Source organism: Streptomyces sp. NPDC020681, assembly GCF_044334895.1.
In the GTDB taxonomy this organism is placed as follows: Bacteria; Actinomycetota; Actinomycetes; order Streptomycetales; family Streptomycetaceae; genus Streptomyces.
The window spans coordinates 21,937-47,221 of the sequence record NZ_JBIRTX010000013.1 but is presented as its reverse complement, the minus strand read 5'-3'; the positions used below and the strand labels follow the sequence as shown (position 1 = coordinate 47,221).

Below are 25,285 nucleotides of genomic sequence, written 5' to 3'. Positions count from 1 at the left end.
GTGGACACCGAAGAGTTCCTCCTGACCCGGTCGCGGATGGCGAACGAGCGGCTGCACGCCATGATCCCCGGGGGCGCGCACACCTATGCCAAGGGCGACGATCAGTGGCCCGAGAACCTGGCCCCGGTCATCAGCCACGGCAGCGGCGCCCACGTGTGGGACATCGACGGCAACCGCTACATCGAGTACGGCTCCGGCCTGCGGTCGGTCAGCCTCGGTCACGCGCACCCGCGCGTGCTTGAGGCGGTGCGGCGGGAACTCGACCGCGGCGGCAACTTCGTGCGGCCGTCCATCGTGGAGGTCGAGGCCGCGGAACGCTTCCTGGCCACGGTGCCGACCGCGGAGATGGTGAAGTTCGCCAAGAACGGCTCCGACGTCACCACCGCCGCGGTGCGCCTCGCCCGCGCCGTCACCGGGCGCCCGCGGGTGGCGATCTGCGGTGACCATCCGTTCTTCTCCGTCGACGACTGGTTCATCGGCACCACGCCGATGTCCGCCGGTATTCCGGCGGCGACCACCGAGCTCACCGTGGCGTTCCCTTACGGGGACCTGGCCGCCACGGAGGAGCTGCTCACCCGGTACCAGGACGAGGTCGCCTGCCTGATCCTCGAACCTGCCGGCCACACCGAGCCGCCGCCCGGTTACCTCGAGGGCCTGCGCGAGCTGGCCGACCGGCACGGCTGCGTACTGATCTTCGATGAGATGATCACCGGCCTGCGCTGGTCCGAGGCGGGTGCCCAGGGCCTGTACGGCGTCGTCCCCGACCTCTCCACGTTCGGCAAGGCGCTGGGCAACGGGTTCGCCGTCTCCGCGCTGGCCGGGCGCCGCGCGCTGATGGAGCGGGGCGGGCTGCGTCACTCCGGCGAGCGGGTGTTCCTGCTGTCCACGACGCACGGTGCGGAAACGCACTCGCTGGCAGCCGCGATGGCCGTGCAGGCCACCTACGTCGAGGAGGGCATCACCGCGCGGCTGCACGCGCTCGGCGAGCGGTTGGCCGCCGGTGTCCGCGAGGCTGCGGCCGGTATGGGCGTCGGCGATCACGTCGTCGTCCGGGGCCGGGCCAGCAACTTGGTCTTCGCCACACTCGACGAGAACGGGCAGCCGTCGCAGCAGTACCGCACTCTGTTCCTGCGCCGGCTCCTCGCGGGCGGGGTGCTGGCCCCGTCGTTCGTGGTGAGCAGCGCGCTCGACGACGCCGACATCGACCGCACCGTCGACGTGGTGGCCCAGGCATGTGCGGTGTACCGGAAGGCTCTGGACGGCGCTGACCCCACCCCTTGGCTGGCAGGGCGGCCGGTGAAGCCCGTATTCCGCCGCCTGGCGTGAGTGACGTGACGTCAGCGACGCTCGCGCCGGCCGGCGTCGGCCATCCGGTCAGCCGCCTGGTCGACGAGCCACGAGGTCGCAGGTGTCACCGCCAGCGCGGTGCACCAGCCGCCGAGGACGTCGGTCGGATAGTGCGCGCCCAGGGCGACCTGCGCCCAGCCCATGGCGGCGCCGGCAACCAGCGCCGCAGCGAGCACAATTGACGTGCCGGCTGTCCTGCCGAGGCCGAGCCGGCCGGTCGCGAGCAGCGCCACCACGAGGGCGAGCGCGGTGGCGAAGGCGGTGTGCCCGCTCGGGTAGGACAGGTTGTCGGCGCCGTGGATGGTGCGTCCCACGAGCGACTTGAGCAGCGTCGTCGTTCCCACGGTCAGGCCGGTGCCGGCAACGATGAGCACCGCCGCGCGAGGTCGCCGAAGCAGCAGGCAGCCCGTCACGGCGGCCACGACCAACATCGCCGCTCCGGCGGGTTCCCCCCAGAAGTCCGTGGCCAGAGCGACGTTCCGCCACGGCGGCCGCACACTGTCCGCCGTCGGCCGGATGATCCACCTGTCCACCGTGCCGGGCTCACTGTGACCGGCGTACAGGACCCCGAGCACGACGACCACCAGCGTGGCGAGGGCCGCGATCAGCACGAGCCGCGCGCGCAGCGATGGGGGCAGCACCGCGGGCGCCGGCCGACTGGTCACACGCCCACCGCGTCGGGTCGACCTGCGGTAGCTGGCAGCAGTGGTGTGTGTTCCAGTCCCCGTGGGACCACGAGCCGGTCAGCGACGGGCGGATCGACCTGCTGATGCCCGCGCCGGCGACCGTGCCCCACGACGGCGGGGCGTTGTTTCCGGACGACTCCGGTGACCGTAGGTCCGGGCATGCCACGGCCTATGTGTCCCGTCAGTACCTCGGCTCCCGGGGCCAACTGACCGCCCACCTGGCGGCCAGGGCCCGCGCCGCGACCCCCTACGTGGTGGCGGTCGAGTCGAACACTCCGCTCATGACCGAGACGGGGGAAAGCCCGCACACCGTCGCAGACCACCCGGCAGATGTGATGCACCTTCCCCTCCCGTCGGGGCCAATGACGCCATGTCACCCGCCGCTGCCGCGATGCCGCGCCCCCGAGAACTGCTCGCTGCCGCCCGCCGACATGGCCGGGATCGTCAGATGCGCGGGCTGCGCGGCTGGACCGAGCAAGATTGCAGACACGTCAAGCGCGAACTGGGCTGGGCCGACTGCCAGGTCTGCTCCGGCCAAGCGATCCAACACCACTGGACGCTGGTCGACGTGGCCTTCGGCTCTGCCGGCGCCAACTCCCCAAACTCCCCACCAATGAGCCCCCGTCGTGTCTGACGTGGCCCGCGCGGGAACTGTCAGCCTGTGCAGCCCCGAACTCGCCAGCTTGTCCATCACGCTGGTCAAGGGCAGTGGAATCAGTCTCTACTTGCCACCCTAGCCAACGATCCGGCGCGGCAAACCGTCGGGTCCCGCGCCCGGCAGACCATACTCAACTCCGCCGGTGAACGAGATGCTCTCCCGGCCGGGATCGACGGTGGCGGCCTGTCCGGCGGGCGGTTCACGGCCTGCTGGTGGAGGCGTGCTTCCCGGGCCCCTTGCGGTTACCCAGCCTGTGACCTGCGGTCACAGGATCAATGCCTGTCTGGCTGGGGTCCGGTGGGCCGCCGACGATGGCCGGGCCGGACGGCACCGAATCCACCCGGGCGGCAGTACGCGCCGACCGGCGCTCAGTTGGAGGAACCTCGAGCACGGCTCGTGACTGGCACCCGGCGACGACGAGAACGAGCCCCGCGCGCGTGTGGTTCCGCTCCACGGATGCTGCGGGCACGAGGTGGTCGAGGATCCTGGGCTCGGTTTACGACCAGGCGGCGGCCGTGCGGCCGCTGGGGTCCACGCCGAAGCGCCGCAGCTGCTCTGCTTCCTGGTCCCGGCCGTTCGCGTTGAGCAGCTGCGCCAGCTGATCGGCGGCGAAGGACATTCCGTGGCCTGCAGCCTTCCGGAACCAGATCTCGCTTCCGGTGACGTCCCCAGCGTGCCAGAGGAGCTCGGCGAGTTCCGTCATGGCGAACGTGGCGCCCTCTTCGGCGGCGGTTCGCAGCCATGCCACGACCTGATCGCCCTTGCCGGCTTCCTCCAGTACCGCAGGGAACTCGCGAAGCGTGCGCCAGTCGTTGTCGGCGGCGAGCTTCCGGTACCAGGTCGCGGCCTCTGTGTGGCGTCCGTCGTCCCACGACCGGCGGGCGACTTCGCGCATGGCCGGGAGATCTCCCCCCTCGGCGGCCCGCAGCCACCATTCCCACGACAGGTCCGGGGATTCTCGCCGGTCCAATTCTCCTGCCAGTTCCCGCATGCTGTGGAAGTCGCCCGAGTCGGAGAGTCGCCGCGACCATTCACTGGCCAGCTGGCCTTTCCCGTCGTGTCCGGTCGCGATCACCCGGGCCAGCACACTCACTGCGTAGAAGTGGCCGGATCCGATGAGCTCTCCGCACCAGTGCTCGGCCTCATCCGTGGATCCGGCAGCCTCCAGATACTTGGCGAAATCCGACATGCTGAATATGTTGCCTGCCTCGGCGTCGGCTCGAAACAGCGCGGCGGCCTCCGCGGATCGCCCCGCGTCGTGCAGAAACCGGGCCAGCCACGCGCGGGCGTGGCTCTGGCCCTCTTCCTCGGCGTGTTTGAACCAGGCTACGGACTCGTCCTCGTCTCCCGACTTCCACAGGCAGATGGCCAGTTGGAACATCGCCCTCGGAGCGCCCGCCTCCGCGTGCGGGCGCCACAGCGCGACGGCCTCGTCCGCACGGCCCTCGTCGCACAGGTCGTTGGTCGTCCCAGTGAGGGCATAGAAGTCGCCGGCGGCAGCGGCCCGGTCCCACCACTGGTTTGCCTCGTCCTCTCGGCCCCATTCGGCGAGCTGCTCGGCGACCGAAATCATGGTGACCGTGTAGTTGCCCCCACCCTCGTCGTCCCCGAAGGAGTCGAACTCCCCGGCACCTTCGCCTTCTTCGAGCGCCAGAGCCTCGTCGTGACCTTTGATGCGCTCCAGCCACACCTCGGCCTCCTCGTTTCGGCCGAGTTCCACCAGCCCATAGACCAGCTGCGACATGCACTCGACATCACCATCGCCGGCAGCCCTGGTCAGCCATTGCTCTGCTTCGTCGGCGTAGCCGCCCTTCTTCAGGCACTCGGCCATCCAGCGCATGGCGTGTGGGTCCTCGGCTTCGGCCGCGGGCCGGTAGAACGCCGCTGCGTACTGGTAGAAGCCCAACAGGTAGGCCCGGTGCCCCAGTCGGCTCCGCTGGTCGGGGTCGGGTGTGTGCGCGGACAGTGCCTTCCACAGCGAGGCTGGAGGCGCCGCGCGCCGACGATGCTCACGAGCGTGCTGTTCCAGGTAGTCGGCGAGCCGGTAGCCCGCCACTCCCATGCCGTCCTCGGGAGGGACCGGAGTCAGCGCCCGTACTGCGCCTTTGAGCTTCCTCGTTGCGTAGGCGAGGGCGTCCTCGAACCAGTCGTCGGCGGCCTCTGCGCGCTGCTCCTGCGACAAGTAGCCCGGGGCCGCCTCCTTCAGGAGCGCGCGCGGACAGGGGCCGGGCCGCCCGAGGAGGCCCGCGTCCATGGTCGCGCTGATGAGGACCCGGCCGTAGGGGTCACCGCCCTCGTTCTCGTAGTGGTGCAGCACGTCGGGGGCTCCGGCCAGAATCTGTGCGATATGGCCGGGAGTTCCGGCCGTCTCTGCCGACCTGACCGCGGCGGCGAGCGCCGTATCGCCCTTTGCGAGGAGTGCGGCGCGGCCGCGCTCGTCCGGGTTGAACTCCCGGGGCACCTCGATGAGTTCGCACCCACCGGGCCGCAGCAGCAACCGGGCCTGCCGGTACTTGTCGGGCCGGCCGGGCTCGGGCCCTGCCATGAGCTGCGCCCAATAGTCCGGCCAGAGCGTCGTGACGACCACCACCTGGCCGCGCTGCTGCCGCAGCAGGCACAGCCGCTCGAGCACCCGCTGCTGGGGGTCGGCCTCGACGTAGTTGCGTAACTCGTCGAGCCAGAGCACGGTGCGCGGGCGCATCCCTTGGACGAGCACCTCGTGCAGCGTGTCCACCCCGGGCGGGTGGATGAGGGCCCAGCCGGGCAACAGGCCCGCGACCGCCTCGTAGAGCGATCGGGTTTTCCCGGTGGAAGATCCTCCCTTGAGCACGATCAGTCTGTTGCCGGCCGCCTGGCTGCTCAGCAGTTCACGCAGGGCGGCGTCATGCTCGCGGAGCACGTACGAAGGGAGCGCATCCGTGCTGACAGCCGGGTGCACACCCAGCTCGTGTGGATTCCACTCGGCGATCGGCTTCGGTACGAGCCCACTGCCCCGACCGGGACCCACTTGCACCGCATGGTCTGTCGCAGGGTGCTCCGCCGCGGTGCGTTCCCCGCCGCGCCAGTCCCTCGCCTCCTCCAGCAGGCCGTGAACCGCCCGCCAGACCTGCTTGTCGGTCAACTCCTCGGGAAGTCGCTTCCCGTGGGCGGCGGCGTGGGCAACGCAGGTGTCCACGAACAGTTCGACCGCGGCCCAGTCCTCCGGCACGGAAGGAGTCCCCTCCGTCCTGATCCAGCCTGAGACCGTCCCATTGCTGAGAGGTGCCGACCTGCCCGGGCGTGGCACCAGGGCCTCACTGCCGCGCAGCAGAGCGCGCACGGTCACCTCGGATGCCCGCATCAGAGCCCGCAGCCGGAGCGCGAACAGCCGCCGCAGGTCGTACTGCTGGTCCTGGTGTCCCCGCCGACTCTCACCCACGCCCGCACCCTACTGGTGTCCGGCCGCGTCCGGATGTGTCCGGCGGGATCGATGCGCGGCCGCTGCGGCGATCAGTCTCCTCGCATGACGACCTCGGCATACCTCGAAATCGCCGTCCACGCGGCGCAGTTCCTCGGCGCGGCGATGACTCTCCTGTCCACCGTCCTCACCTACCGGTCCCGGCGCCGGCCCCGCGACGACCAGGACGGTGACCAGTGACGCATTCACGCCCACTGGAGGCTGCCCGGGCGCATCGTTGCCATGGCCGACGTCCGGAAAACGCCCACCGTGAGCGACTGCTGCTGGATTCGGGGAACAGCGGCACCGCCAACATCCGGGGCGTAACCCCAGTGGGCCGCCGGGCTCGATGCCGGGAATCGTCATCGTGTTGCCGACGGCGGCTTTGGCGCCGGACTCCTCCCACCCTCGGGAGTCGTGCCGGTTGCCGGCAGCGGTCGGCCAACCACGACGACGTGGCGGGTATCGGCGTCGATGACCACCTGATGAGCGGTGGAATACCGGTAGTTCTTCGACTGCTCGGCAACCGTGTGGTCGCGGGTGGGCACCAGGGTGCCATCCACGATGAGCACGGTGTCCTTGCGGAATGCAGCTGTCCGGGCTGTCCAGTCACGCGGCGCTCAGCAGCCGTCAGGTGTTCTCGCTCGTGCCCAGGTCGGCCCGCATCGCCGTACGTACAATCCTCAGAGAGTCGATGTACTCGCGCATGTGGTCCGCGCCTTGGGCTTGAATGTTTGTGCCCTCGATGACGAGGTTTCGCAACGCCTTCGCATGCTGGTCGAACTCCAGCGCCGGGTCCAGGACCGACTGAGGGGCCATCACCTCGAGCTCGTAGCGCGGGGCATAGCAGCCGGCGTACGCCGTGCGGGCCCGGTTCGCACGTTCTTCATCCGACACGCCTGAGGTACCAGCAAGGATGCGCAGCTGCGCCCGGGTGTGAGCGTGGGCGGCGAGGAAGCGGGCATACAGATCCTGCTTCGTCCTGCGGCGCTCGACGCGGTCCTCCCTATGCTCTCGCAGGCGCTCGACGAGGAGGGCGGAGCTGAGGGCAATGACTGCACCGACAACAGTTGCGAAAACGGGGAGCCACGTCATGTGGTGACGATAGGGCTGGCGGTGACAGTGCGGGGCGAGCGCCACGTTAGGACTGCTCGTCATCGGTGGCGTACGGATGCAAGAAGCCGGAGTGATCAGCCGGAGCGGGCGGCGCTGGCGCTCCTGTCGCATTGACAGCTGACGAGCCCGCTGAGGCAATGCACCCCCGGCCGATGGTCGGGGGTGCAGATGGCACCGTTACGCTGGCTTGCGGCAACGGCGCAGCTCAACCGCGGCGGCCGATAACGAAGTACGCCAGCGGCAGCAGAGCGGCCACGATGATCAAGCTGGCCTGTAGCTGCCATGGCATGTCCGAAGCGACCAGATGCAAGGCGCGCGCCATCAGGTACGGGCCGACAACCGACCCCACAACGCCAGTGGCGACCGCGACCGTCCCCGCCATTGCAGAGTTGACCGAGAGCACCGGACTGTCGAAAGCAGACGTCATCAATCGCGCAGTGCAGATCTACGCCTATCTCGACGCCCAGACACGAGACGGTGCAGATCTGCTGCTGCGAGGGCTCGACGGTACGCCGGAGAAGCTGCACATCGTCTGATGCACCCTTCCTTCAACGGCGGAGAAGACCACCGCGACCGTTAGCACAGTTCGTGAGCCGACGTGTTCCCCGTCGCGGCGAAGGCCGGCGGTTACTCTGCCGTACCGTCTCCGCCTCCGCCGTTGATCCGCCGCCACTCCTGCGCGTCTGACTCGAATATCTCGCGGGCCTGGGTGAGGAGGAACTCCATGTCCGCCGTGCTCTTGCCTTCAATCTCCACGGCCCGGTCGCCGAGTTCGATGCGGATGCGGGTGCCCTGATGTCGACCAGCGATGGCGTCGATGGCAGTCCGTAGGGTCATCCAGGCTCCGCTGTCAGGGACCATCAGGGCGACGATGAGCAGGTGCCCCGGGTCGATGCCGAACTCGGCGCCGTAGCTGGCGTCGGCCCCGTGCTCCTGGAGGCTGGCGAGCAGTTCGGGGGCGAGGTTTGGGGTGGTCCGTAGTTTGACTTCACCGAACGAGTAGTCGTGCCGTTCGCAGACCCGGAATGTCCGGTCGGGGATGCTGGTTGAAGGCATGCACGATCTGCTGGTAGGCGGTGCCTTGGTCGTGAGGCCGGACCGTGATCGGATATTCGGTGTTCTGCCCGCCCCCTGAGGACGCAGGATGGTGCGCATGACTTTGGCCACCCCCATACTGCACACCGCTCGCCTGCGACTGCGACCCTTCACCGACGCCGACGCGGACCGCCTGTTCGCGCTGCACAGCAGCACTTACGTGATGCGCTACTGGGACTCCCCGCCGTGGACCGACCGGGCCCGCGCCGAGCGTTTCATCGCGACGTGCCGGACGATGGCGGACGAAGGCACCGGGGCGCGGGTGGCCATCGACCGTGCTTCTGACGGGGCCTTCGTCGGCTGGTGCGTTCTGGCCGAATGGAACCCGGACTACCGCAGCGCGTCGTTGGGCTACTGCCTCGCCGAGGCGATGTGGGGCCACGGCTACGCGACGGAGGCGGCACACGCCCTGCTGCAGTGGGCATTCGACACACTGGACCTGAATCGAATCCAGGCCGAGACCGACACGCGCAACGTGGCATCTGCCCGGGTCCTGGAGAAGATCGGTTTCATGCGTGAAGGGACGTTGCGGGAAGACTGCGTCGTGAACGGCGAAGTGTCCGACTCGTGGGTGTTCGGATTGATCAGGCGAGAGTGGCGGCCGTCGGCCGTGCCGATTCCAGCCCACGCAAAGCGGCGCTAAGCCCGTTTCTGGTAGAGACCGCGTCCGGGTTGAGTGAGGAAGCCTTGACGGGTGAGGCGTCCGAGGCGGCTGCGGGTGACGTTCATGGCGGGGTCGTCGGTGGGCATGCCGAGGAGTTCGTGCAGCTCACGGACCCGGAACGCCTGGTCGGGGTGGGTGTTGAAGGCGTTCACGATGACCTGGTAGGCGGTGGTCAACTCAGGCGGTTCGGATTCGGTTCCTGCCAGTGCGACTTCTGCGATGACCTTTCGGGCAGTGGCCAGATCGGCAAGCCGTCCTTCGGTTTTGGCCGGGGCGGAGGTCAAGTGCTCTATCTGGTCGTGTAGTTCACCGGCCCGGGCGGTGGTCTCGTCGTGCTGGGCGTGGAGGTCTGCCAGGAGTTCATTGACGTTCATGCGGCCAGTCCGAGGGTGTCGCGCCAGGTCGGACTCGGGGTGGTGAGGCGGCGGGTCATGTTCGCGGTGGAGGCCCAGTAGACGTGCGAGGCGGAGGTGTCTGGTCGGTGGTCGTACTCACGGGCGAGGCGCCGGTGCAGGAGCAGGGTGCCGTTCGTCTGCTCCACCACCCACCGCTTCGGCTGCGGGACGAAGCCTTTGCCCTGGTCGGCGGGGTTGCGGCGGACGACGTCGACGGTGATGTCGAGCATCGCGCCGTGGATGACGACTTCGTCCTTGAAGCCCTGGTCCACCAGGGCCTTCTCCAGGCGGTGTCCGCATCGTTCGGCGGCCTGGTCGAGCAGAGCGGTGCCGGCGGCGTTGTCGTGGGCGGACGCGGCCAGCACGACGACGCCGATAGTCAGCCCCATCACATCCACGGCCAGCTCCCGCTTGCGGCCCGACACCTTCTTGTTGGCGTCCAGTCCCGTCGTGGTCTTCGGGACACCGGCTGCCGCGCGGACCGACTGGGTGTCGATGACCACGGGGGACGGGTCCTCTAATCGCCGGGCTCTCTCCCGCACCTGGCAGCGCAGGAGTTCTTGGATCCGCTGGTCAAGCCCGTCCTCGCGCCACAGGCCGAAGTAGTAGAACACCGCCGACCAGGCCGGGAAGTCATGGGGAAGATAGTGCCACTGACAGCCCGTCCGGTTCTGATAGTCGCGTTTACGACCTCCCGCAGGTCACACGCTTCAGGGTCCCCGGTCGCTGACCGCGCCACCCGGCCCTGCTTCCAGGCAGTGATCATCGGCTCGATCAACGCCCACTGGGCATCGGATAAGTCGCTGAGGTACGGCTCTCCCTCTCCATGCCCCGCATCTCAACATGGACATGCCCAAAGGATGGCCCGCATGGCGACCAATACCACGATCGAGCGATCACCAACCGAGGAAAATCGAGCTTAACGCCCATTCAGGTCAGCCCCGTTGGTGAGGACTACGCATGGATCGGTCCTGACGAGAAGGTTCTGAGCACGATTCAGGCGCATGTCCCTCGCGACGAGTTCGACGTTCGTTCACTCGGTGATCGACTGGGGAACCCGGTGAGCTGGCCGCGAGGCCTGGGGCGGTGCCGGGGTGTCACGCGATGTGCGCCGACGGGTCGCCGGTGGGGTGAGCAGAGGCTGCTCCTGGCGGTGAGGGGCGGTGTGGGGCGGTGCGGGGGCGGTGCGGGGGCGAGCGGCTGCCTGTGCAGCGCCGCGCGCTTCATGTGGGGCTGGCCGGGTGTGGAGACGTCGGACTCGACCGGACGGGGCCCGGTCAGCTCAGCTTCCAGCTGTCGCCGAGCTTTGTGGGAGGGGGTCGGCGAGGTAGTGCTGGATGGTGGGGGCAAGGAGGTCGGTGACGGTGTCGGCGGGGAGGGTGGCGATGTCGCCGACCTGCCAGATGTAGCGGTTCATGACCATGCCGACGATCTGGGTGGCGATGAGGCTGGCGCGCAGGGTGCGTTCGGTGTCAGGCAGGCTGTGGGAGACGACGGTCAGGACGAGTTCGGAGAACAACTGGCGCAGGCGGTGCATGGCGGCGGGTTCCTGGGCGGCGGTGAGGATGATGCAGCGCAGGATCTCGGCGGAGGCGGGGTCTTCCCACAGGCGTAGGCCGGCCTGCACGAATGCGCGTCCGCGCTGGTGTATGGGCTGCTCCGCGGCGGCGGCCACGGCCGCGCCGAACGCCTCGGGGGGTTGCATGACCGCTTCCAGCAGTCCGGTCTTGGTGCGGAAGTAGTAGTTCACCAGGCCGGGGTCGACGCCGGCGTCCTGGGCGACCGACCGCAGTGAGGTCGCGGCGTAGCCACGGGTGGCGAAGGCTCTGCGGGCGGCGGCGATGATCTTGTCCGCCTGCTCTCCGCGCTCTCCCCGGGGACCTCGCCCAGTCACACCGCATCACCTTCCGTAATCCGTAACAGGTCGGAGAAGGGACTTCCGTCCGCGACAGTTTCAGCATACGGTGAAATTAGTTTCCACGTATGAGGAAATTAGGAGTTGATCATGTACGCGTTCAAGGATGAGTGGATCACGGCGTCCGACGGCGTGCGGATCTGCGTCGATGTGTACCTGCCCGACGGGGACGGCCCGTTTCCGGCGTTGTACGCGGTAGCGCCCTACCAGAAGGACCTGCTGTACCTGCCTGCGGTGTCGACGTTCCGGTACATCGAGACCGGCCCGATCGACTACTGGACCAGCCACGGCTACGCGGTCGTGGTTGGTGATCAGCGTGGCACTGGTAGGTCCGAGGGGGAGTTCGAGCTGTTCGGGCCCGCCGAGCAGCGCGATTTCTACGACACCATCGAGTGGATCGCCTCCCGGTCGTGGTCGACGGGGAAGGTGTCGATGATCGGGGAGAGCGCCTACAGCGTGAACCAGTGGCTGGCCGCCGCGCAGCGCCCGCCGCACCTGACTTGCGCGCTGGTCTACAGCGGGTTCACGAACCTCTACCACGACGCGGTCTACCACGGCGGGGTCTACTCCATGGGGTTCATCAACTTCTGGTCGACCGATCACCTCCGCGCCAGCGCCACCATCGGCGGCGGCACCCCGCCCCGGCCCGGCGGCATCACCGCCGACATCATCGGCATGACCCTGGACCGGCCCGTCGTCGACGACTGGTGGGACCAGCGAGCGGTGAAGGTGGAGGACATCGACGTCCCGGTGCTCAACATCGCCTGGTGGTACGGCGTCGGCCTGCACCTGCGCGGTCAGCTCGACGGCTATGAACGGCTCAAGGGCACCGACAAGCGCCTCGTCGTGCTCGCCGGCATCGACAGCCACGAGCGCTACTACCAAACCGAGTTCCTCGACACCTACATCCGCCCCTGGTACGACCACTGGCTCAAGGGCATCAACAACGGTGTCATGGACGGCCCGCCGGTCCGTATCCAGGTCGGCAACACCAAGAGCCGGCCGCGAGCGGAATCCGAATGGCCGCCCCAGCGCGCCGTGCCGACCACGTTCTACCTGCACCCCGGACCCGCACACGCCGTCCGCTCACTCAACGACGGCAGCCTCACCACCACCCCGCCCACCCGGCCGGCCGGCGAGCCGACCGTCTACGACTACCCCAACCCCGAGTGGACGGTGGGCACCACCGTCATCACCGACGGCATCCCGCAGCCCACCCGCGGAATCCTCACCTTCACCACCCCGCCGCTGGAACACGACACCGAGGTCACCGGGAAGATCAGCCTCGTGCTGTACGCCGAGTCCGACCAGACCGACACCGACTTCCACGTCAAGGTCTCCGAGCAGAAGGCCGTTCCGAAGCTCAAGGCGGCCCTCATGCGCAAGGTCGCCAAGAACGTACCGCCGCCCTCCGCGATGGTCACCCGCGGCTGGCTGAAGGCCTCCCACCGCTCCCATCCGCCCCAGCCGGTCGAGCCGGGGAGCGTCGTCCGCTACGAGATCGAGGTCTGGCCGACCTCCTACCTCTTCCCCAAGGGCAGCCGCATCCGTCTGGAGATCGCCAACGGTGACTCCCCGGTCGCTGACGGCCTGTTCCACCACTACTACGGCCACCAGGTGGGCCGCGACCTCATCCACCACGACGCCGACCACCCCTCCCACCTCGTCCTGCCCGTCATCGGCTGACCCCACCTCTTCGAACGGAGCAACCCTCGTGGCCACCACACCGTCTGCACCCAGACCATCCGCCCGCCGCCTCACCGAAACCTCCGCCCGGATACTGCGACCGGCCGCTATCGGCATCGCTCTCCTCGCGAACCTCGCGTACGTGCTCGTCCTCACCGACGTCGCCGGGTACGACCTCAGGACTCCCGCTGTGTTCGGCAGTCCGGCCCAGTCCATCCCGATCAGCGTGGTGATCGCCGCCTCCGTGGTCCCGGCGCTGCTCGGCTGGGGCCTCCTGGAGCTGCTGGAACGATTCGTCCCACGGCGGGCCACCGTCATCTGGCTTGCGCTCACGGTTTTGGTGCTCGTCGGCGGTCTTCCCTACAACGGGGCCGGCGTCACAAAGTCCGACCAGCTCCTGCTGGCCCTGATGCACCTGATCGTCGGCGCGGCGGTGATCCCCGCATTCGTGATCACGTCACTGCGCCGATCCTGACGCCGAGCTCAGGCTGTCCGAGCAGCTCGTGGTGCCCTCACCGGCGTGAGCGACGGCGTCTGCACCCTCTACCCCATGCTCACCGCCCTTCAACAGGGCCCCGCGTCCAGGTTGTTGCCGCAGCCGGCGTCGGCCTCCTCGCCGCCTGACTCGCCTCACGCGGGCCACCACACCCACCCCGGAGACCGCCATGACCATGGCCTACCTCGCCCAGCCCGGCCAGCAGCAGACCCTTGAATGGCTCGACGGCGGGCTGTTCACGATCCTGCTCGACAGCCGGGCCACCGAAGGACAGCTCACTGTCGGACGGTTCGACATCCACAAGGGCGAGGCCCCGCCCTTCCACCTCCACACCCGCGAGGACGAGGTGTTCCTCCTCCTCAAGGGCGAGGCACTCGTGTGGGTCGGAGACGAACGCCACGAACTGTCCGAGGGCGGCGTCGTCTACCTGCCCCGCAACATCCCCCATGGCTACCGCATCACGTCCGACCGCGCAGACCTCCTCCTCATCGCCACCCCGGCGGGCATAGAGGAAATGTTCCGGCACGCCGGACGCGACGTCACCGCCCCCCGCCTTGACGGGTTCGAGATCACCAAAGACAAGCTCGCCGAAGCGGCCGCCCTGCGCGGCACCCGCATCATCGGACCACCTCGCTGACCATCCGCCCCCACCCGCCGTTCCGCATCTACCGCGGGGCGGCCAGCCGCTCCGCTCGGCGTGGCCATCCCCGCATTCGTGATCACGTCACTGCGCAGATCCTCAAGCCCGGCTCAGGCCCGGCGAGTTCGTGGTGCCTTCCTGCGCCATGTCCAGTTCCTCGACCTCAACACTGCGTCGAGCGCTGCGCTGTACGTGCCGTCCCGTGATGCAGCAGGAGCGCGCAATTCCCCGCACACGCCGCGGCCAGCGGCACCCGGACCCGCCGGGGGCGGGCTGCGGCGGTGTCGTCCCGAGGGAGGTGATCGCGGCGCCGCAGGAGCACGCCCGAACCACGTCGGCCGCCCGCTGAACCGACCACCGTCCAACCCGAATCCGAGGGAACCGCCATGACCAATCTCGCCACCCTGCTGACGGGCTCCGCGTCGGCCCACGGTGACCGGATCGCAGTACGGCACGAGACCACGGCGCTGACCTACGCCCAACTGGACGACCTGAGCGCACGGACCGCCGCGCTGCTGCAGGCCGGTGGCGTCCGCCCGGGTGACCGGGTGGCCGTGATCATGCCCAACGTGCTGCACTTCCCCGTCGCCTACTACGGCATCCTCCGCGCGGGCGCCGTCGTCGTGCCGATGAACCCGCTGCTCAAGGCCCGCGAGATCGCGTTCACCCTGCGCGACTCCGGTGCCCGGACGGTGCTGACCTCGCCGATGTCGGCGGCCGAGGCGGCGGAGGCGGCCGCCGCCACCGAAACCGACTGCCTGGTCGTCGAACCGGCCGGCTTCGACGCACTGCTCGACTGCACCGAACCGCTGCCCGCCGTCGTCGACACCGCGGACACCGACCTCGCAGTCATCCTCTACACCTCAGGCACCACCGGCACGCCGAAGGGCGCCGAACTGACGCACCGCAACGTCCTCAGCAACACGACCACTGCCGTGCAGACCCTGTTCCACGTCGGTCCCGGCGATGTGCTCTTCGGCGGCCTGCCCTTGTTCCACGCCTTCGGCCAGACCTGCGCCCTCAACACGGCTGTGGCCGCGGGGGCCACGCTGACTCTCCATACCCGGTTCGATCCGGCGGCCGCGCTGGAGACCATCCGCAGGGACGCTGTGACCGTCATCCTCGGCGTCCCGACGATGTACGCGGCACTTCTGCATGCCGAGCTTCCCGTCGGCTTCGACGCCTCCCGCCTGCGCCTGGCCGTCTGTGGCGGCGCGTCGCTTCCGGTCGAGGTGCTGCACGGCTTCGAGAAGCGTTTCGGCGTCGACGTGCTCGAGGGCTACGGCCTGTCCGAGACGTCTCCGGTGGCCGCCTTCAACCCGCCGGACCGCCCACGCAAGCCCGGCTCCATCGGCTTGCCCGTCCGCGGCGTCGAACTGCGGCTGGTCAAAGAGGACGGGACGACGGCCGGCACCGGCGAGGTCGGCGAGATCGCGATCCGCGGCGAGAACGTGATGGCCGGCTACCACAACCGGGCGCGCGCCACGGCGGATGCGATCCGCGACGGCTGGTTCCACACCGGCGACCTCGCCCGGGTGGACGAGGACGGCTACTACTCCATCGTCGACCGCAAGAAGGACATGATCATCCGTGGCGGCTACAACGTCTACCCTCGCGAGGTCGAGGAGGTCCTGTACCAGCATCCGGCGGTCGCCGAGGCCGCCGTTGTCGGTGTGCCGGACCCGCTGCTGGGAGAGGAGGTCGCAGCGGTGGTGGTCCTCAAGCCCGAAGCGCACGCCACCGCCGAGGAGATCCGCGACCACGTGAAGGCACAGGTGGCCGCCTACAAGTACCCGCGGGTCGTCACGATCACCGAGGCACTCCCCAAGGGGCCGACCGGCAAGATCCTCAAACGGGAGATCGTCATCACCCGGGTCGAGTCCTGACGGTGAGGATGCAGGTGCCAGCGCTCGTGTCCCTGACCTGTGTTCTGACTGACGCTTCGGCTGTCCTTCTCGGCACCAGCCGCAGCACGCCGAGGAGACCCGCGCGAAGCTGAAATGCCTGGTGGTGCGCGGCATCGTCACCGAACCCGAACTGTTCTGGATGCTGTAGCCCTGGTGACGCGGCCGGCAACGGGGCCGGGAGCGCTGCCGGAGGGGACGCTGTTCTTCGTCGGGGGCCGGCATGCGGCTGTGTGAGCCGATCACGTCGTACTTCTTCGGCCTGGGCAACTACGTGGGCGCGGAGAGCCTGGAGGACACGCGTACGCCGTGATGGCGCTCGAGGGCTTCGCCGGCACGGTCTTCGATCCGCTTGCCGTGGTTATGGGCATGGGTGTTTGTTGCTGTTGGGTCCCCAGGTGGTGTGTTGGTCGTCGCGTGTCACGGTGCCGCACAGCAGCTCGGTCGTCGGCTCGTCACCGCTGCCTCGCAGCACCGCAAGGAGCTTGTCTTCGGTGAGGCGTCCTCCGCCTGCTGCGCCGTGTGCGTCGATGCGGCCGGTGGCGCCGTCGAAGCCGCCGCCGCCGAGGCCTTGGTAGAGGACGCCTTGCAGGAGTCCGCGGTTGAGGCGGTCGTCGTGTCCGCCGGTGGTGCGCCAGGATTGGTCGATGCCTTCGGCTAGGTAGCGCAAGGCGTCCCAGGCGAGGGCGACGTGGCCGTCTTCGCGCATGGCTTTCGTCGCGGCGTGGCGGTCGGCGCTGTAGGTACGGTCGTATGCGGTGAGGAAGGCCGCGGCCTCGGGGCTGCGTGCTGCGAGTGTGGGGGCGTAGCCGTGGGAGACGTAGAAGAGGGTGAGGCCTTTGAAGTCGTCCCAGGGGCGCTGCTCTTCCGTCAGTGTGTTGGTGACGTCGTCGCCGGCGAGCACGCTGATTTTTGGGCAGTCGCGGGAGATGCGGGCGATCTCGGCGAGGAACAGCTGGAACTGGCTGGCTCGCGCGGACCACACCACTGCCGTGCGTGGCTCCTCATTCACGGCTCGGCAGACTTCGCGGGCCAGGTCTTCCACGGTCGGTGCGGGCCGGCCGGCGAGCGCTCCGGGCACGGGTCCTGGTTCCGGTGCGTCGGTGGGGGTGTAGAGGAGGACGTCGGTGCGCTGTGGCCCGTACGAGGCACGGAAGGACGCGGCAAGGCTGTTGCTGTAGGTGTCGGTGGCGTCGGCGACAAGACTCACCCTGAGCGCCTTCTGCCCGCCCGGGGTCATCGCCGCGTTCGCAGCGAACGCGGCCATCAGCTCGGCGGCCCGCGTGTCGGTGGGGGCCATCTGGTAGTAGTGCTCGCCCTGGCGGAGGAGTTCATCGGCGGTGCCCGAGGTGCCGACCATGGGGATGCCGGCCTGGTCGAGGGTGCGTATCGCCTCGTACGTCTTGCGGCGGCTCTGCCCGAGACCGACGACGCCCGCGATGGACGGGTCGCTCGCGGCGAGCTCGGCGATCCTTTCGGCGACGGCGGGTGCGTCCTTGAAGCGGTCGCCCGCGTTGGCGGCGAGGACCCTCAGCGGGACGCGCTCGCCGGAGCGCAGCGCCTGGGCGTTGATGTGCTGCTGTGCCAGTGCGATGCCGCGCAGCTCCGCGAGTGTGCCGCCGCGCACCGGGTCTTCGGCGTCCTTGCCGCCGGTGAGCGGGCCGAAGTAGACGATGGTGCGGCGGCCGGGGCGCGGATCGTCGTCGGGCCGGCCGGCGAGCTCCTTGTCGACCGTCTCGTTCTGGCGTTCGATCTGCTGGAGTACGGCTGTGACGGCCTGCTCGCTGGACTCGTCGCCGAAGCCCGCCGCGCCTTCTGCGACCCCGACACACTGCCCGTCGGCGCCGAGGAAGGTGGAGCCCTGGCAGGGGTCGTCCTTCTCACGGCCGCCGAAGTCCGGTACGAGGAGGAGGCCGGCGGCCACCGCGAGCGCGAGCGTCCCCATGCCGAGCACTCCGGCCACCTCCGTGCCAGGACCCCAGCGCGGCGATGGGGTCACCAGCGTCGGCCACCGTCCGAGCCAGTACACCGCCGCCTGGTCGTCCTCGGGCCCTTCGGCCACCGGCACCACGATGCCGGTCGGCTGTCCCGGCGCCATGCCGCGCCGTTCGATGTTGAGCAGCTCGGCGCCGGCGTGGGCGAGGCCTGACGCGTCGATGTCGGGGATGCGCGCGGCCAGCGACCGCACGCCGCCCGCGACTGCGACGACCGAGGTGCAGCGCAAGTCCTCCATGGCGGAGCGGAGTTCGCGCAAGAAGCGCTGTACGCGTGAATCGGCGGGTCCCGCCTCGTCGAAGAGGAGCACGAAGCGGGAGGTGCGCCGACGGCGCCAGGGATGGAAGAGACGGGCCCGGCACGCCTGGTCGAGGTCGGCGAGCAGGGCGTGCATGAGCACGCGGTCCATGCGCTCCGGCTCATTGCCCTGCTCGCCGTGCACGAGGTCGAGCGCGGAGCGGAAGAAGTCGGTGGGCGGGCTGCCGTGCTGGCGCTGCACCCACTCCGCGTACCAGCTGCGGCTGCGGGCTCGCCCGAGCATGCGGCGGTTGGCCCGCCAGCTGTAGAGGGCCCGCGGCAGCCGCTGGAAGAGGGGGCCTGCGATGAAGTTCCACAGCAGCTCGAGGAGGGTGCCGCCGTTCGCCTGGTCGCGCCCGCCGAGCCACCACAGCGTCTGGGCGGTGCGCGACCAGTTGCGGTGCTCCGCGTAACAGTGGTTGCGCAGCTCGGCGTGACGGCGCTCCATGAGCCCTTCGATGGCGGGCGCGGTGACGACGGAGCGCAGCAACCGGTAGCCGTGCAGCCGCAGTTCACCGGTGCCCGGTGGCATCGTCTCGGCGAGCTGAAGGGTCAGATGCTCGAAGAGTTCGAGCGGCGGCGGGTCCGTCCCGTCCGGGATCTGCTGGATGTACGCGTGCGGGGCGAGGACTTCGCTGCGGCCGCGCATCCGCGAGCGGAGCCCCGTGACGATCCGGCGTCCCGCATTGCCGCCGCCCGGCTCACTGAGCAGGACGACCGGCACTCTGCTGCGGCTGCGCCGCGGCTGTACCACGAGTTTGTCGAACGCGTCGATGAAGAGCTCGACGCCCGGATAAGCCGGAATACGGCTTTGTGGATCCCCCGCAGTCATGCGCATGCCCCCAAGTTTCTGCTTGAGAAGCAAGGGTTATTCCCTTTGACTGCCATACGCAAGCGTGGAGTTGGATCACCTGGCAGGCACCATCTCGCCGGGGACGTCCCCGCGCTCGGCTTCTTGAAGTTCTCGCGCCTGCGGACTGCGCACGTCGCGAACGTCGCCCTCGTGGACGTACGCGTCGAGAGCGCGAGACACAGTGGCCGCGGACGCCATGGCGGGGGGCGAGCGTAGCGAGCAGATTCTTTGCATGAGGGTGGGGGTGTTATATCCCTTTCGCGTTGAGGGTCCAGTGGAGTTCTTCGGCGGCTGGACCGCTGGTCCATGCGGTGATTGTTGCGACCGCGGCCCTGGTGCAGAAGCTCTGTACCAGGGCCGCGGGGTGGTTCAGGAGGCACGCAATTTCTCCACCTTGGTCTCTGCGCTGTGCACGGCCGCGGCGAGCCGCTCAGTTGCACGGGTCTGCTGCTGCAGTGGGCGACATGCGTTTCCAGCAGCAGGTGGGGCGGAATGTCGGCAGGCGAATGCGGCGCCCACGTACGCGGCCGCGACATCAGCTCCAGGGTTCCCGCCCAGCGGGAGGCGCCACCGCCGTCCCTTTGCCGCTCAAAGCCGTGTCCGGTGGGCGGATGTTGAGTATCGCGAAGGTCGCCCCGGGGCGCGGGGTGGCGCTACTACGTCCGCGGTGTGACGGCCGCCGTCGGGCGAAAAAAGCGCTGCGCGCCGTGCCGGAGATGGCCCGCCGTGTGTTTCCGGCGCTGGCATGACCTCTGGCCTGAAGGAGTTCCCGCCCAGCAAACCGTGATCTTGGCCATGTTGCTTTGAGTGTGGGCGTGGTGGGGTTGTGCTTGGCGTGTACAACTCACAAAATTCCAGGGGGGATTGAAGAAGTGAGACTCTTACGTACGTTGGCGTGGCGGCATGTTGCCGCTGGTGCCGCGCTGGCACTTCTGGCGGGGGTGGGCACCGCAGCAGCGGCCCCCACGCCGCCTGCGCCCGGCCTGGGGGCTTCCCCGGCGGCGGTGGCAGCGGCCGGGCCGCAGGATCTGGCGGCCATCGCTGCTGGGGGCGAGCGGCCGGTGTCGGGTAAGACCCCGTCGGCCGGCCCCAAGTTCTCCAAGGTGGGCACCGTCTGGCGGGTCATCACTCCGCAAGTGGTGCTGCGGAACACCGTGACAGACGCGGACGGTGACACCGCGAACCTGACGTTCCAGGTGTACACGACGAACGCGGACGGTACCCCGAAGGCGCAGGTCGACCTCGACGGGCCGGGTCAGCACGGGGTGCTGGTGTCGCCCTATGTGGCCTCGGGCGGCCTGGCGAAGGTGCCGGTGCCGTACGGCAAGCTGAAGCCCGGCGTGCTGTACAAGTTCCGCACCTCCGCCTTCGACGGCAGCCTGTACGAGACGACCTGGTCGCCGTGGGCGGACTTCCGTATCGAGCCGTACGTGAAGTTCCCCGCGGCGCAGACGTCGTCGACGATCGACTCCGACGCTCAGGAGATCATTGAGCTGAACCGGACCGATCCGGGGCCGGCGCTGCCAACGTTCGCCGCGTCGGGTGCGGTGAAGCGGCAGGCGGCCAAGCCGCTTACCTGCGGTAGGGAAGACGCGAAGGGGCGCAGGCTGTGCATCGAGCTGTCCCCTCCCACGGCGGAGTCCGAGAAGCGGGCGAAGGCGCGGGCTGAGGCGCAGCACAAGGCGGAGGCCGCCAAGGCCCGCAAGGCGGGTAAGTCTCCTGCCGCGGCGGCTGCGGCTGCCGCTGTCGCGCCTGCTGTGGAGCTGGTCGACTGGTGCTGGGACAAGCCGGTCGGCAAGGACTACATCAACCGTACCGAAGCGTGCCTGAAGAACATCGGGTCCGGGACGCTGGCGTTCTTCGACGCGGATGATGCGCAGATCGGTTTCGCCGAGTTCGACTTCGAGCAGCGGATCAAGGCGTACCCGAACAAGGGCGCGTCCGGGTCGAACTTCGCGGAGTTCGATCAGGCGATCGCCATCGTGCCGGTCTCGATCGACCAGGCGCTCAAAGGCGTCACGATGAAGTGGAACGTCGGGTCCACGTGCGGCTCGTGTGTGACGTCGAACGTGAAGTGGACGGACGGGCAGGCCAACAACGCCGGGCCGACCGCGTACTGGGACGTGGACGGCACCACTCCGCCGTACGGTGACCGGTGGGGCCGGGTAACGACGCAGTGGAACGGTACGGGCAAGGAGACCATCGACCTGGGCTGGTCGGTGACCGCGACCGTGGACGCCAGCAACACCGCGAGCGCGACGGCGGACTTCGGAACCTCCGGGATCAAAGAGGTACGGGAACTCGCGCCACGCTGCGACGACTACCTCAAGCCCTCGGCGCCGGGCTGTGTGCTGCCGTTCTTCAAGCCGACCTGGACGCTGGACACCAACCTGTACCCGGCGGCCGGGGCGTACTACTGGTACATGCAGCAGGTGATGCCCGATCACGCCGGCTCGAAGCGGTGGGACTCGCTGATGCACTACCTGGGCCCGGACACCCCTGTGAAGAACAGCGCCGGCAATCCGTGGAATTCGGACAACAGCCGTAACGTCGTGTGTGGTACCAACTCCTCCTGGAGCGTGCACCCGTCCGATGCGTCGGTGGGGTCGGTCGACTGTGACGAGTACGCGATGGCCTCGACCCACGAGTCCGGCGGCTACCCGAAGAGCGTGAACCTGGTGACGTCGGGCACCAAGTGCGCTCAGTTGTTCACCGACAAGATGGGCGACGGCTCGGCGAACTTCGGCATCCTCGCGGACACCCGCGCGGCGACGAACGGGCCGAGCGGTACGGAGCGGTGCGGGCGTGCGGCGATCCCGAGCGTGCAGAACCAGAAGGCGTTCAGCGGGTTCCCGGCCCCGACATGGCGGATGCTGGACGGTGACGGGTTCTTCGTGACCCTTCCGGGGTTCGAGCACTGCACGTCGACCGCAACTACCTGCACCTGGCGCAAGATCGGCTGACATAGCCCGAGCGCCGGCAGGTAAGCAGGAAGGGGGCCGGCACGCAGGGCTGGCCCCCTTCTCGTACGTGGTCAGCCGGTCCAGGGCTGCCACCGGTCTTCCTGCGCCGGGTCGATACTGCTGAGCCACACCAGCGCCCCGCCGATCAGGCCGGGCTTGTCCTGCGTGGCCAGGGCCGGGGCTTCGAGCATGTCGGCCGCCTCTTCCAGGTAGGTGACCAGCGTGTCGAGTTCTTCGCCGGGGCTTTCGTTGTAGCGGGACCAGCGGCCCAAGTAGCCACTCTCGGCGTCCAGGTACAGGCCCGAGGTGCTGTCAGCCGGGCTCAAAGCGACAACCGGAATCCGGGTTGCCTTCCACACGGTGATCCGCTCGTCCTCGGGGCGGCGGGCGTTGCGGGTGTCCTCGTGGGCCTGGGCGTCCATTTTCAGCCGGTAGGCGGCGGCCACAGCGTCCAGGGTCATCAGAGCCCTATTGCCCGGAAGGCATCCCCAGCCATGGCCCCCGTCGTCGCCCGAGGTCAGCAGCCACAGGACGTGCAGCTCGACGGGTATCCGGATGCCGAGGTCGTCTTCCAGGGCGGCGATGTCGGCGGGGCTGGCGCCGGCGCGGAGCGCCGCGTAGGAGTCGGGGGCGTTGTGCTGGAGCCAGCCGGTGATGCGCCGCCAGGCATCGGCGACCTCCCGTACGGTGACTGCGGTGGCAGCAGGGTCGGCAGGCTGGTCCTGGTCTCGGCCCTGCGCCTGCTCCTGGTCATGGGCGTCCGTGGAGGGCTCGGTGGAGGGAGCCGCTCTCAGAAACCGGATCTCGATCCGGTCCGGCTCGCGGATGTAGCCGACGGACAGGTCGGGGCAGTCCTCAAACAGGTCGCCGTCGACGGTCACGGTGAGGATGCCGGGCAGACCCGAGGGTTCTCCCATGTCCGGGTCGTCGGCCAGCTGGCCGGCCAGGACCTTCAGGGCGTAGGGGACGCCGACCCCGAGCTGGGTGGCGGTGTCGCGTACCTGCGGGGGGATCTCGACGTTCACGGCCTGAAGCTCCTTGCTGGTCGGTCGGAGGGCGGTGCCCCTCACACAGTAGGTCGCCCGCGCTCACCGGCGGGTGGTGCGGGCGACCTGTCGTGCGGGGGCGGTCAGGCGGTTTGTGGGTCCGGGGGCGGCGGCTTGGTAGGACTCGGCGGACTTGTCGCGGGTGGCGATGCCGGCGTCAGCTGCTTCCGCCCCGCACCGACTTGGGCAACCGACCCGGCCAAGCTGCTGCCGCTCATCGCCGCACTCGTCGCCTTCTCTCACCCACCGGCCATCCCGGCGCCTACGGCCCGCAGGGCATGTACAAAGGCGGGGTCGCGGGAAAGGCGATGTTCACCTACCGCTACAGCTACACGCCCAAGCGCTGGACCAGCATGCTCGAGCGGCAGGGCTTCCGCGACGTCGAAGCGCGTGTCCTCGACGCGCCCGAGACGGGCACATCGGCACGCTCCTCGTCCGCGCTCACGGATAGGTGGCAGGGCGGAAGGAACTCCACCGGGGCGGGCAGATACTCACTGGCTTTATCCCTCCTCCTGCGGCCGCGGATCGACTCAGTGCGGTCCAAGGTCGGGAAATCCGCTGCTGGGACACCCAAGACTGGCTATGCGCACCACATAAGAACACCAGCCTTGAGAAGAACAATTTGCCAGAACAACCTCCTGCCGTCCTCCGTCCGTTCGTGACGCGGGTATGCCGGAAAATCCGGAACGGGCGCATGGTGTCCCTCAGGCCGCGCCTCCCGGCGACCCAGCCCGAGGCGCGGGGCAACAACTCCCGCTGCCGCAGCACCAACTTCACCGGCCGAGCAGCACCGGGCAGTCCCCACCCGATATGACGATCGCCGTACGTCTGCCTCGGCACCGGCTCTGCCGCGGCACTGGTGATCTGGAGCGCCAGGATCAGCCATTATCCGTCTTCCGGCAGATGGAAGTAGACGGTCCCCGACCGCCAGGGGCCGCGCTCGGTCATCTCTGACTCGACGCATGGGCAGGTCGTATGACCTGCCGTCACCTGGTCAGCAAGCCGACGCTGGGGCCAGGCGAATCGGGTCCTGAGGCTGTCGAGATGGTTAGGGCAGTTTCACCGTCACGCAGGCAGGAGCAGTCGGGGAACGGGTGGTGCAATGACTTTTGCCTTTGCCCCCGCTGTTGGACACGTTGATCGTGAGATGCGTGGCGTTCTTCGGCAGCATGAGCGGAATGGTGATTTTCTGGTCTACCTCGCCCATGTCGTCGGGCCTTAGCGATCCTGAATAGAGTTCGGTGTCCGCCCAGTCGCTCTCACGTGCGTGCAGTGACCGCGCGCACGCAGCGACGTGATCGTTGCGATCGACACCGGCCGCGTGGACGGTGAACGTCAGCGAGACATGGTGCAGTTGACCCCTCAGGTCACGCTCGTCACTGTCGGCCTGCCGTTCCCGGCGGCGGCGAGGGTGGCGACGATCAGCGAAGCGGCGAGAGCTGCAACATAGGCCGCACTTCCGACAATCAGCAGCGGCCTTTGATGAGTGAAGTACGCGTAGAGACTCAAGGCGATGGCGGTGATGGCCAGCGCGGGCGCGGCCAGGGTCCACACCGTGTGATTGTTCAGCGCGAGAACAGCCTGTCGCTGTTCATGCCAAGGGCGGTGAGTAGGCCTGCCAACGCGATGAGCGAGCCCCAGAGGGTGTTCGTCACCCCGCCGAGAGAATTCTCTTCCCCCTCCGCCGGCGTCGCAGGCACCGCCTCCCCGGCGGATCGCCCGTCGTCCGGCGGCGCGGGAAGGATCACCGCCCCGTCTCCCTCCCCAGCAGGCATGGCCAGCATCCTCGCGTCGGCCTGCCTCGGTCGCAAGATGCCCTGGCCTGCTGGACGTTGCTCCTCGGTTGCGTCTACATCGACCCGCCCGAGCTGGCGGCTGCGACGGAGAGGTCTCCTGGCGGGTGGTGGGACGACCTCGTCGGCGGAGCAGTGGAGCGCGCGCTCGACGCGCTGGTGCCGCAGCGGATCGCCGCCGACTGGCCTTTCCAGCAGCCCCGTTGTCTGGGCCGCGACGTTGCCTGGCAGGACTGGCTCGCGCTGCCGCGCGCCTCGTGACACGTCCGGGGCCGTGCGTGGATTGTGTCTTTAACTGCC

Annotated in this window: 19 protein-coding genes and 4 pseudogenes; 10 read left to right on the top strand and 13 right to left on the bottom strand. The window is 68.8% G+C overall.

Features of this window, described 5'->3' with window-relative positions:
• Complete coding sequence (locus ACH4YL_RS27150; RefSeq protein ID WP_398510057.1) at positions 1–1,326, top strand: glutamate-1-semialdehyde 2,1-aminomutase; 1,326 nt, start codon at positions 1–3, stop codon at positions 1,324–1,326.
• Positions 1,327–1,337: 11 nt separating this feature from the next.
• Here the strand turns inward: ACH4YL_RS27150 and ACH4YL_RS27145 are convergent, their stop codons facing one another.
• Together ACH4YL_RS27145 and ACH4YL_RS27140 are read right to left on the bottom strand one after the other, a co-directional pair.
• Positions 1,338–2,012: a phosphatase PAP2 family protein gene (locus ACH4YL_RS27145; protein ID WP_398510056.1), complete on the bottom strand. Its 675-nt coding sequence runs from the start codon at positions 2,010–2,012 to the stop codon at positions 1,338–1,340.
• Between the two features lie 1,175 nt (positions 2,013–3,187).
• The gene (locus tag ACH4YL_RS27140; protein WP_398510055.1) at positions 3,188–6,109 is read right to left on the bottom strand and encodes a hypothetical protein; all 2,922 of its coding nucleotides are present in this window, start codon (positions 6,107–6,109) and stop codon (positions 3,188–3,190) included.
• 84 nt (positions 6,110–6,193) lie between these two features.
• On the opposite strand from ACH4YL_RS27140, the gene ACH4YL_RS27135 reads away from it, so the two are divergent.
• Positions 6,194–6,328: a hypothetical protein gene (locus ACH4YL_RS27135; protein WP_398510054.1), complete on the top strand. Its 135-nt coding sequence runs from the start codon at positions 6,194–6,196 to the stop codon at positions 6,326–6,328.
• A gap of 156 nt (positions 6,329–6,484) precedes the next feature.
• Here ACH4YL_RS27135 and ACH4YL_RS27130 read toward each other — a convergent pair.
• The 4 genes and pseudogenes from ACH4YL_RS27130 to ACH4YL_RS27115 form a co-directional block, all read right to left on the bottom strand.
• Positions 6,485–6,714: pseudogene (locus ACH4YL_RS27130) on the bottom strand (transposase); the annotation flags it as partial.
• A gap of 43 nt (positions 6,715–6,757) precedes the next feature.
• On the bottom strand, positions 6,758–7,222 hold the full coding sequence (locus tag ACH4YL_RS27125; protein WP_398510053.1) for a hypothetical protein: 465 nt from the start codon (positions 7,220–7,222) through the stop codon (positions 6,758–6,760).
• 226 nt (positions 7,223–7,448) lie between these two features.
• Positions 7,449–7,670, bottom strand: a complete 222-nt coding sequence (locus ACH4YL_RS27120; RefSeq protein WP_398510052.1) for a hypothetical protein — start codon at positions 7,668–7,670, stop codon at positions 7,449–7,451.
• 200 nt (positions 7,671–7,870) lie between these two features.
• A complete protein-coding gene (locus ACH4YL_RS27115) occupies positions 7,871–8,299 on the bottom strand; it encodes a hypothetical protein (protein WP_398510051.1) in 429 nt (142 codons plus the stop codon).
• 97 nt (positions 8,300–8,396) lie between these two features.
• On the opposite strand from ACH4YL_RS27115, the gene ACH4YL_RS27110 reads away from it, so the two are divergent.
• On the top strand, positions 8,397–8,981 hold the full coding sequence (locus ACH4YL_RS27110) for a GNAT family N-acetyltransferase (protein ID WP_398510050.1): 585 nt from the start codon (positions 8,397–8,399) through the stop codon (positions 8,979–8,981).
• On the opposite strand, the gene ACH4YL_RS27105 is transcribed toward ACH4YL_RS27110, so the two are convergent.
• From ACH4YL_RS27105 to ACH4YL_RS27095, 3 genes and pseudogenes are all read right to left on the bottom strand, one after another.
• Positions 8,978–9,376: a hypothetical protein gene (locus tag ACH4YL_RS27105; protein WP_398510049.1), complete on the bottom strand. Its 399-nt coding sequence runs from the start codon at positions 9,374–9,376 to the stop codon at positions 8,978–8,980. The genes ACH4YL_RS27110 and ACH4YL_RS27105 overlap by 4 nt on opposite strands.
• Positions 9,373–10,163: pseudogene (locus ACH4YL_RS27100) on the bottom strand (IS5 family transposase). The gene ACH4YL_RS27105 and the pseudogene ACH4YL_RS27100 overlap by 4 nt, the downstream one beginning before the upstream one ends.
• A gap of 516 nt (positions 10,164–10,679) precedes the next feature.
• On the bottom strand, positions 10,680–11,291 hold the full coding sequence (locus tag ACH4YL_RS27095) for a TetR family transcriptional regulator (protein WP_398510048.1): 612 nt from the start codon (positions 11,289–11,291) through the stop codon (positions 10,680–10,682).
• 111 nt (positions 11,292–11,402) lie between these two features.
• On the opposite strand from ACH4YL_RS27095, the gene ACH4YL_RS27090 reads away from it, so the two are divergent.
• The 4 genes from ACH4YL_RS27090 to ACH4YL_RS27075 all read left to right on the top strand — a co-directional run bounded on the left by ACH4YL_RS27090 (position 11,403) and on the right by ACH4YL_RS27075 (position 16,020).
• Positions 11,403–12,998, top strand: a complete 1,596-nt coding sequence (locus ACH4YL_RS27090; RefSeq protein ID WP_398510047.1) for a CocE/NonD family hydrolase — start codon at positions 11,403–11,405, stop codon at positions 12,996–12,998.
• 28 nt (positions 12,999–13,026) lie between these two features.
• Positions 13,027–13,473: a DUF6069 family protein gene (locus tag ACH4YL_RS27085; protein WP_398510046.1), complete on the top strand. Its 447-nt coding sequence runs from the start codon at positions 13,027–13,029 to the stop codon at positions 13,471–13,473.
• 190 nt (positions 13,474–13,663) lie between these two features.
• Positions 13,664–14,131 (top strand): cupin domain-containing protein, encoded by a 468-nt coding sequence (locus tag ACH4YL_RS27080; protein ID WP_398510045.1) that lies wholly within the window; start codon positions 13,664–13,666, stop codon positions 14,129–14,131.
• 389 nt (positions 14,132–14,520) lie between these two features.
• Positions 14,521–16,020, top strand: coding sequence for a long-chain fatty acid--CoA ligase (locus ACH4YL_RS27075; RefSeq protein WP_398510044.1), 1,500 nt, complete (start codon positions 14,521–14,523; stop codon positions 16,018–16,020).
• A gap of 379 nt (positions 16,021–16,399) precedes the next feature.
• Here ACH4YL_RS27075 and ACH4YL_RS27070 read toward each other — a convergent pair whose 3' ends face one another.
• Positions 16,400–19,168, bottom strand: a complete 2,769-nt coding sequence (locus ACH4YL_RS27070; protein ID WP_398510043.1) for an ABC transporter substrate-binding protein — start codon at positions 19,166–19,168, stop codon at positions 16,400–16,402.
• Between the two features lie 1,076 nt (positions 19,169–20,244).
• On the opposite strand from ACH4YL_RS27070, the gene ACH4YL_RS27065 reads away from it, so the two are divergent.
• Positions 20,245–22,146, top strand: coding sequence for a hypothetical protein (locus ACH4YL_RS27065; RefSeq protein WP_398510042.1), 1,902 nt, complete (start codon positions 20,245–20,247; stop codon positions 22,144–22,146).
• Between the two features lie 71 nt (positions 22,147–22,217).
• Here ACH4YL_RS27065 and ACH4YL_RS27060 read toward each other — a convergent pair whose 3' ends face one another.
• Complete coding sequence (locus ACH4YL_RS27060; protein ID WP_398510041.1) at positions 22,218–23,171, bottom strand: hypothetical protein; 954 nt, start codon at positions 23,169–23,171, stop codon at positions 22,218–22,220.
• Positions 23,172–23,339: 168 nt separating this feature from the next.
• On the opposite strand from ACH4YL_RS27060, the pseudogene ACH4YL_RS27055 reads away from it, so the two are divergent.
• Positions 23,340–23,643, top strand: a pseudogene (locus ACH4YL_RS27055) (SAM-dependent methyltransferase); the annotation flags it as partial.
• Positions 23,644–24,554: 911 nt separating this feature from the next.
• Here the strand turns inward: ACH4YL_RS27055 and ACH4YL_RS27050 are convergent.
• Together ACH4YL_RS27050 and ACH4YL_RS27045 are read right to left on the bottom strand one after the other, a co-directional pair.
• A complete protein-coding gene (locus tag ACH4YL_RS27050; RefSeq protein ID WP_398510040.1) occupies positions 24,555–24,746 on the bottom strand; it encodes a hypothetical protein in 192 nt (63 codons plus the stop codon).
• Positions 24,747–24,757: 11 nt separating this feature from the next.
• Positions 24,758–24,940: a hypothetical protein gene (locus ACH4YL_RS27045; protein ID WP_398510039.1), complete on the bottom strand. Its 183-nt coding sequence runs from the start codon at positions 24,938–24,940 to the stop codon at positions 24,758–24,760.
• 81 nt (positions 24,941–25,021) lie between these two features.
• Between ACH4YL_RS27045 and ACH4YL_RS27040 the strand changes: the two are divergent.
• Positions 25,022–25,246: pseudogene (locus ACH4YL_RS27040) on the top strand (N-acetyltransferase); the annotation flags it as partial.
• Positions 25,247–25,285: the final 39 nt, after the last annotated feature.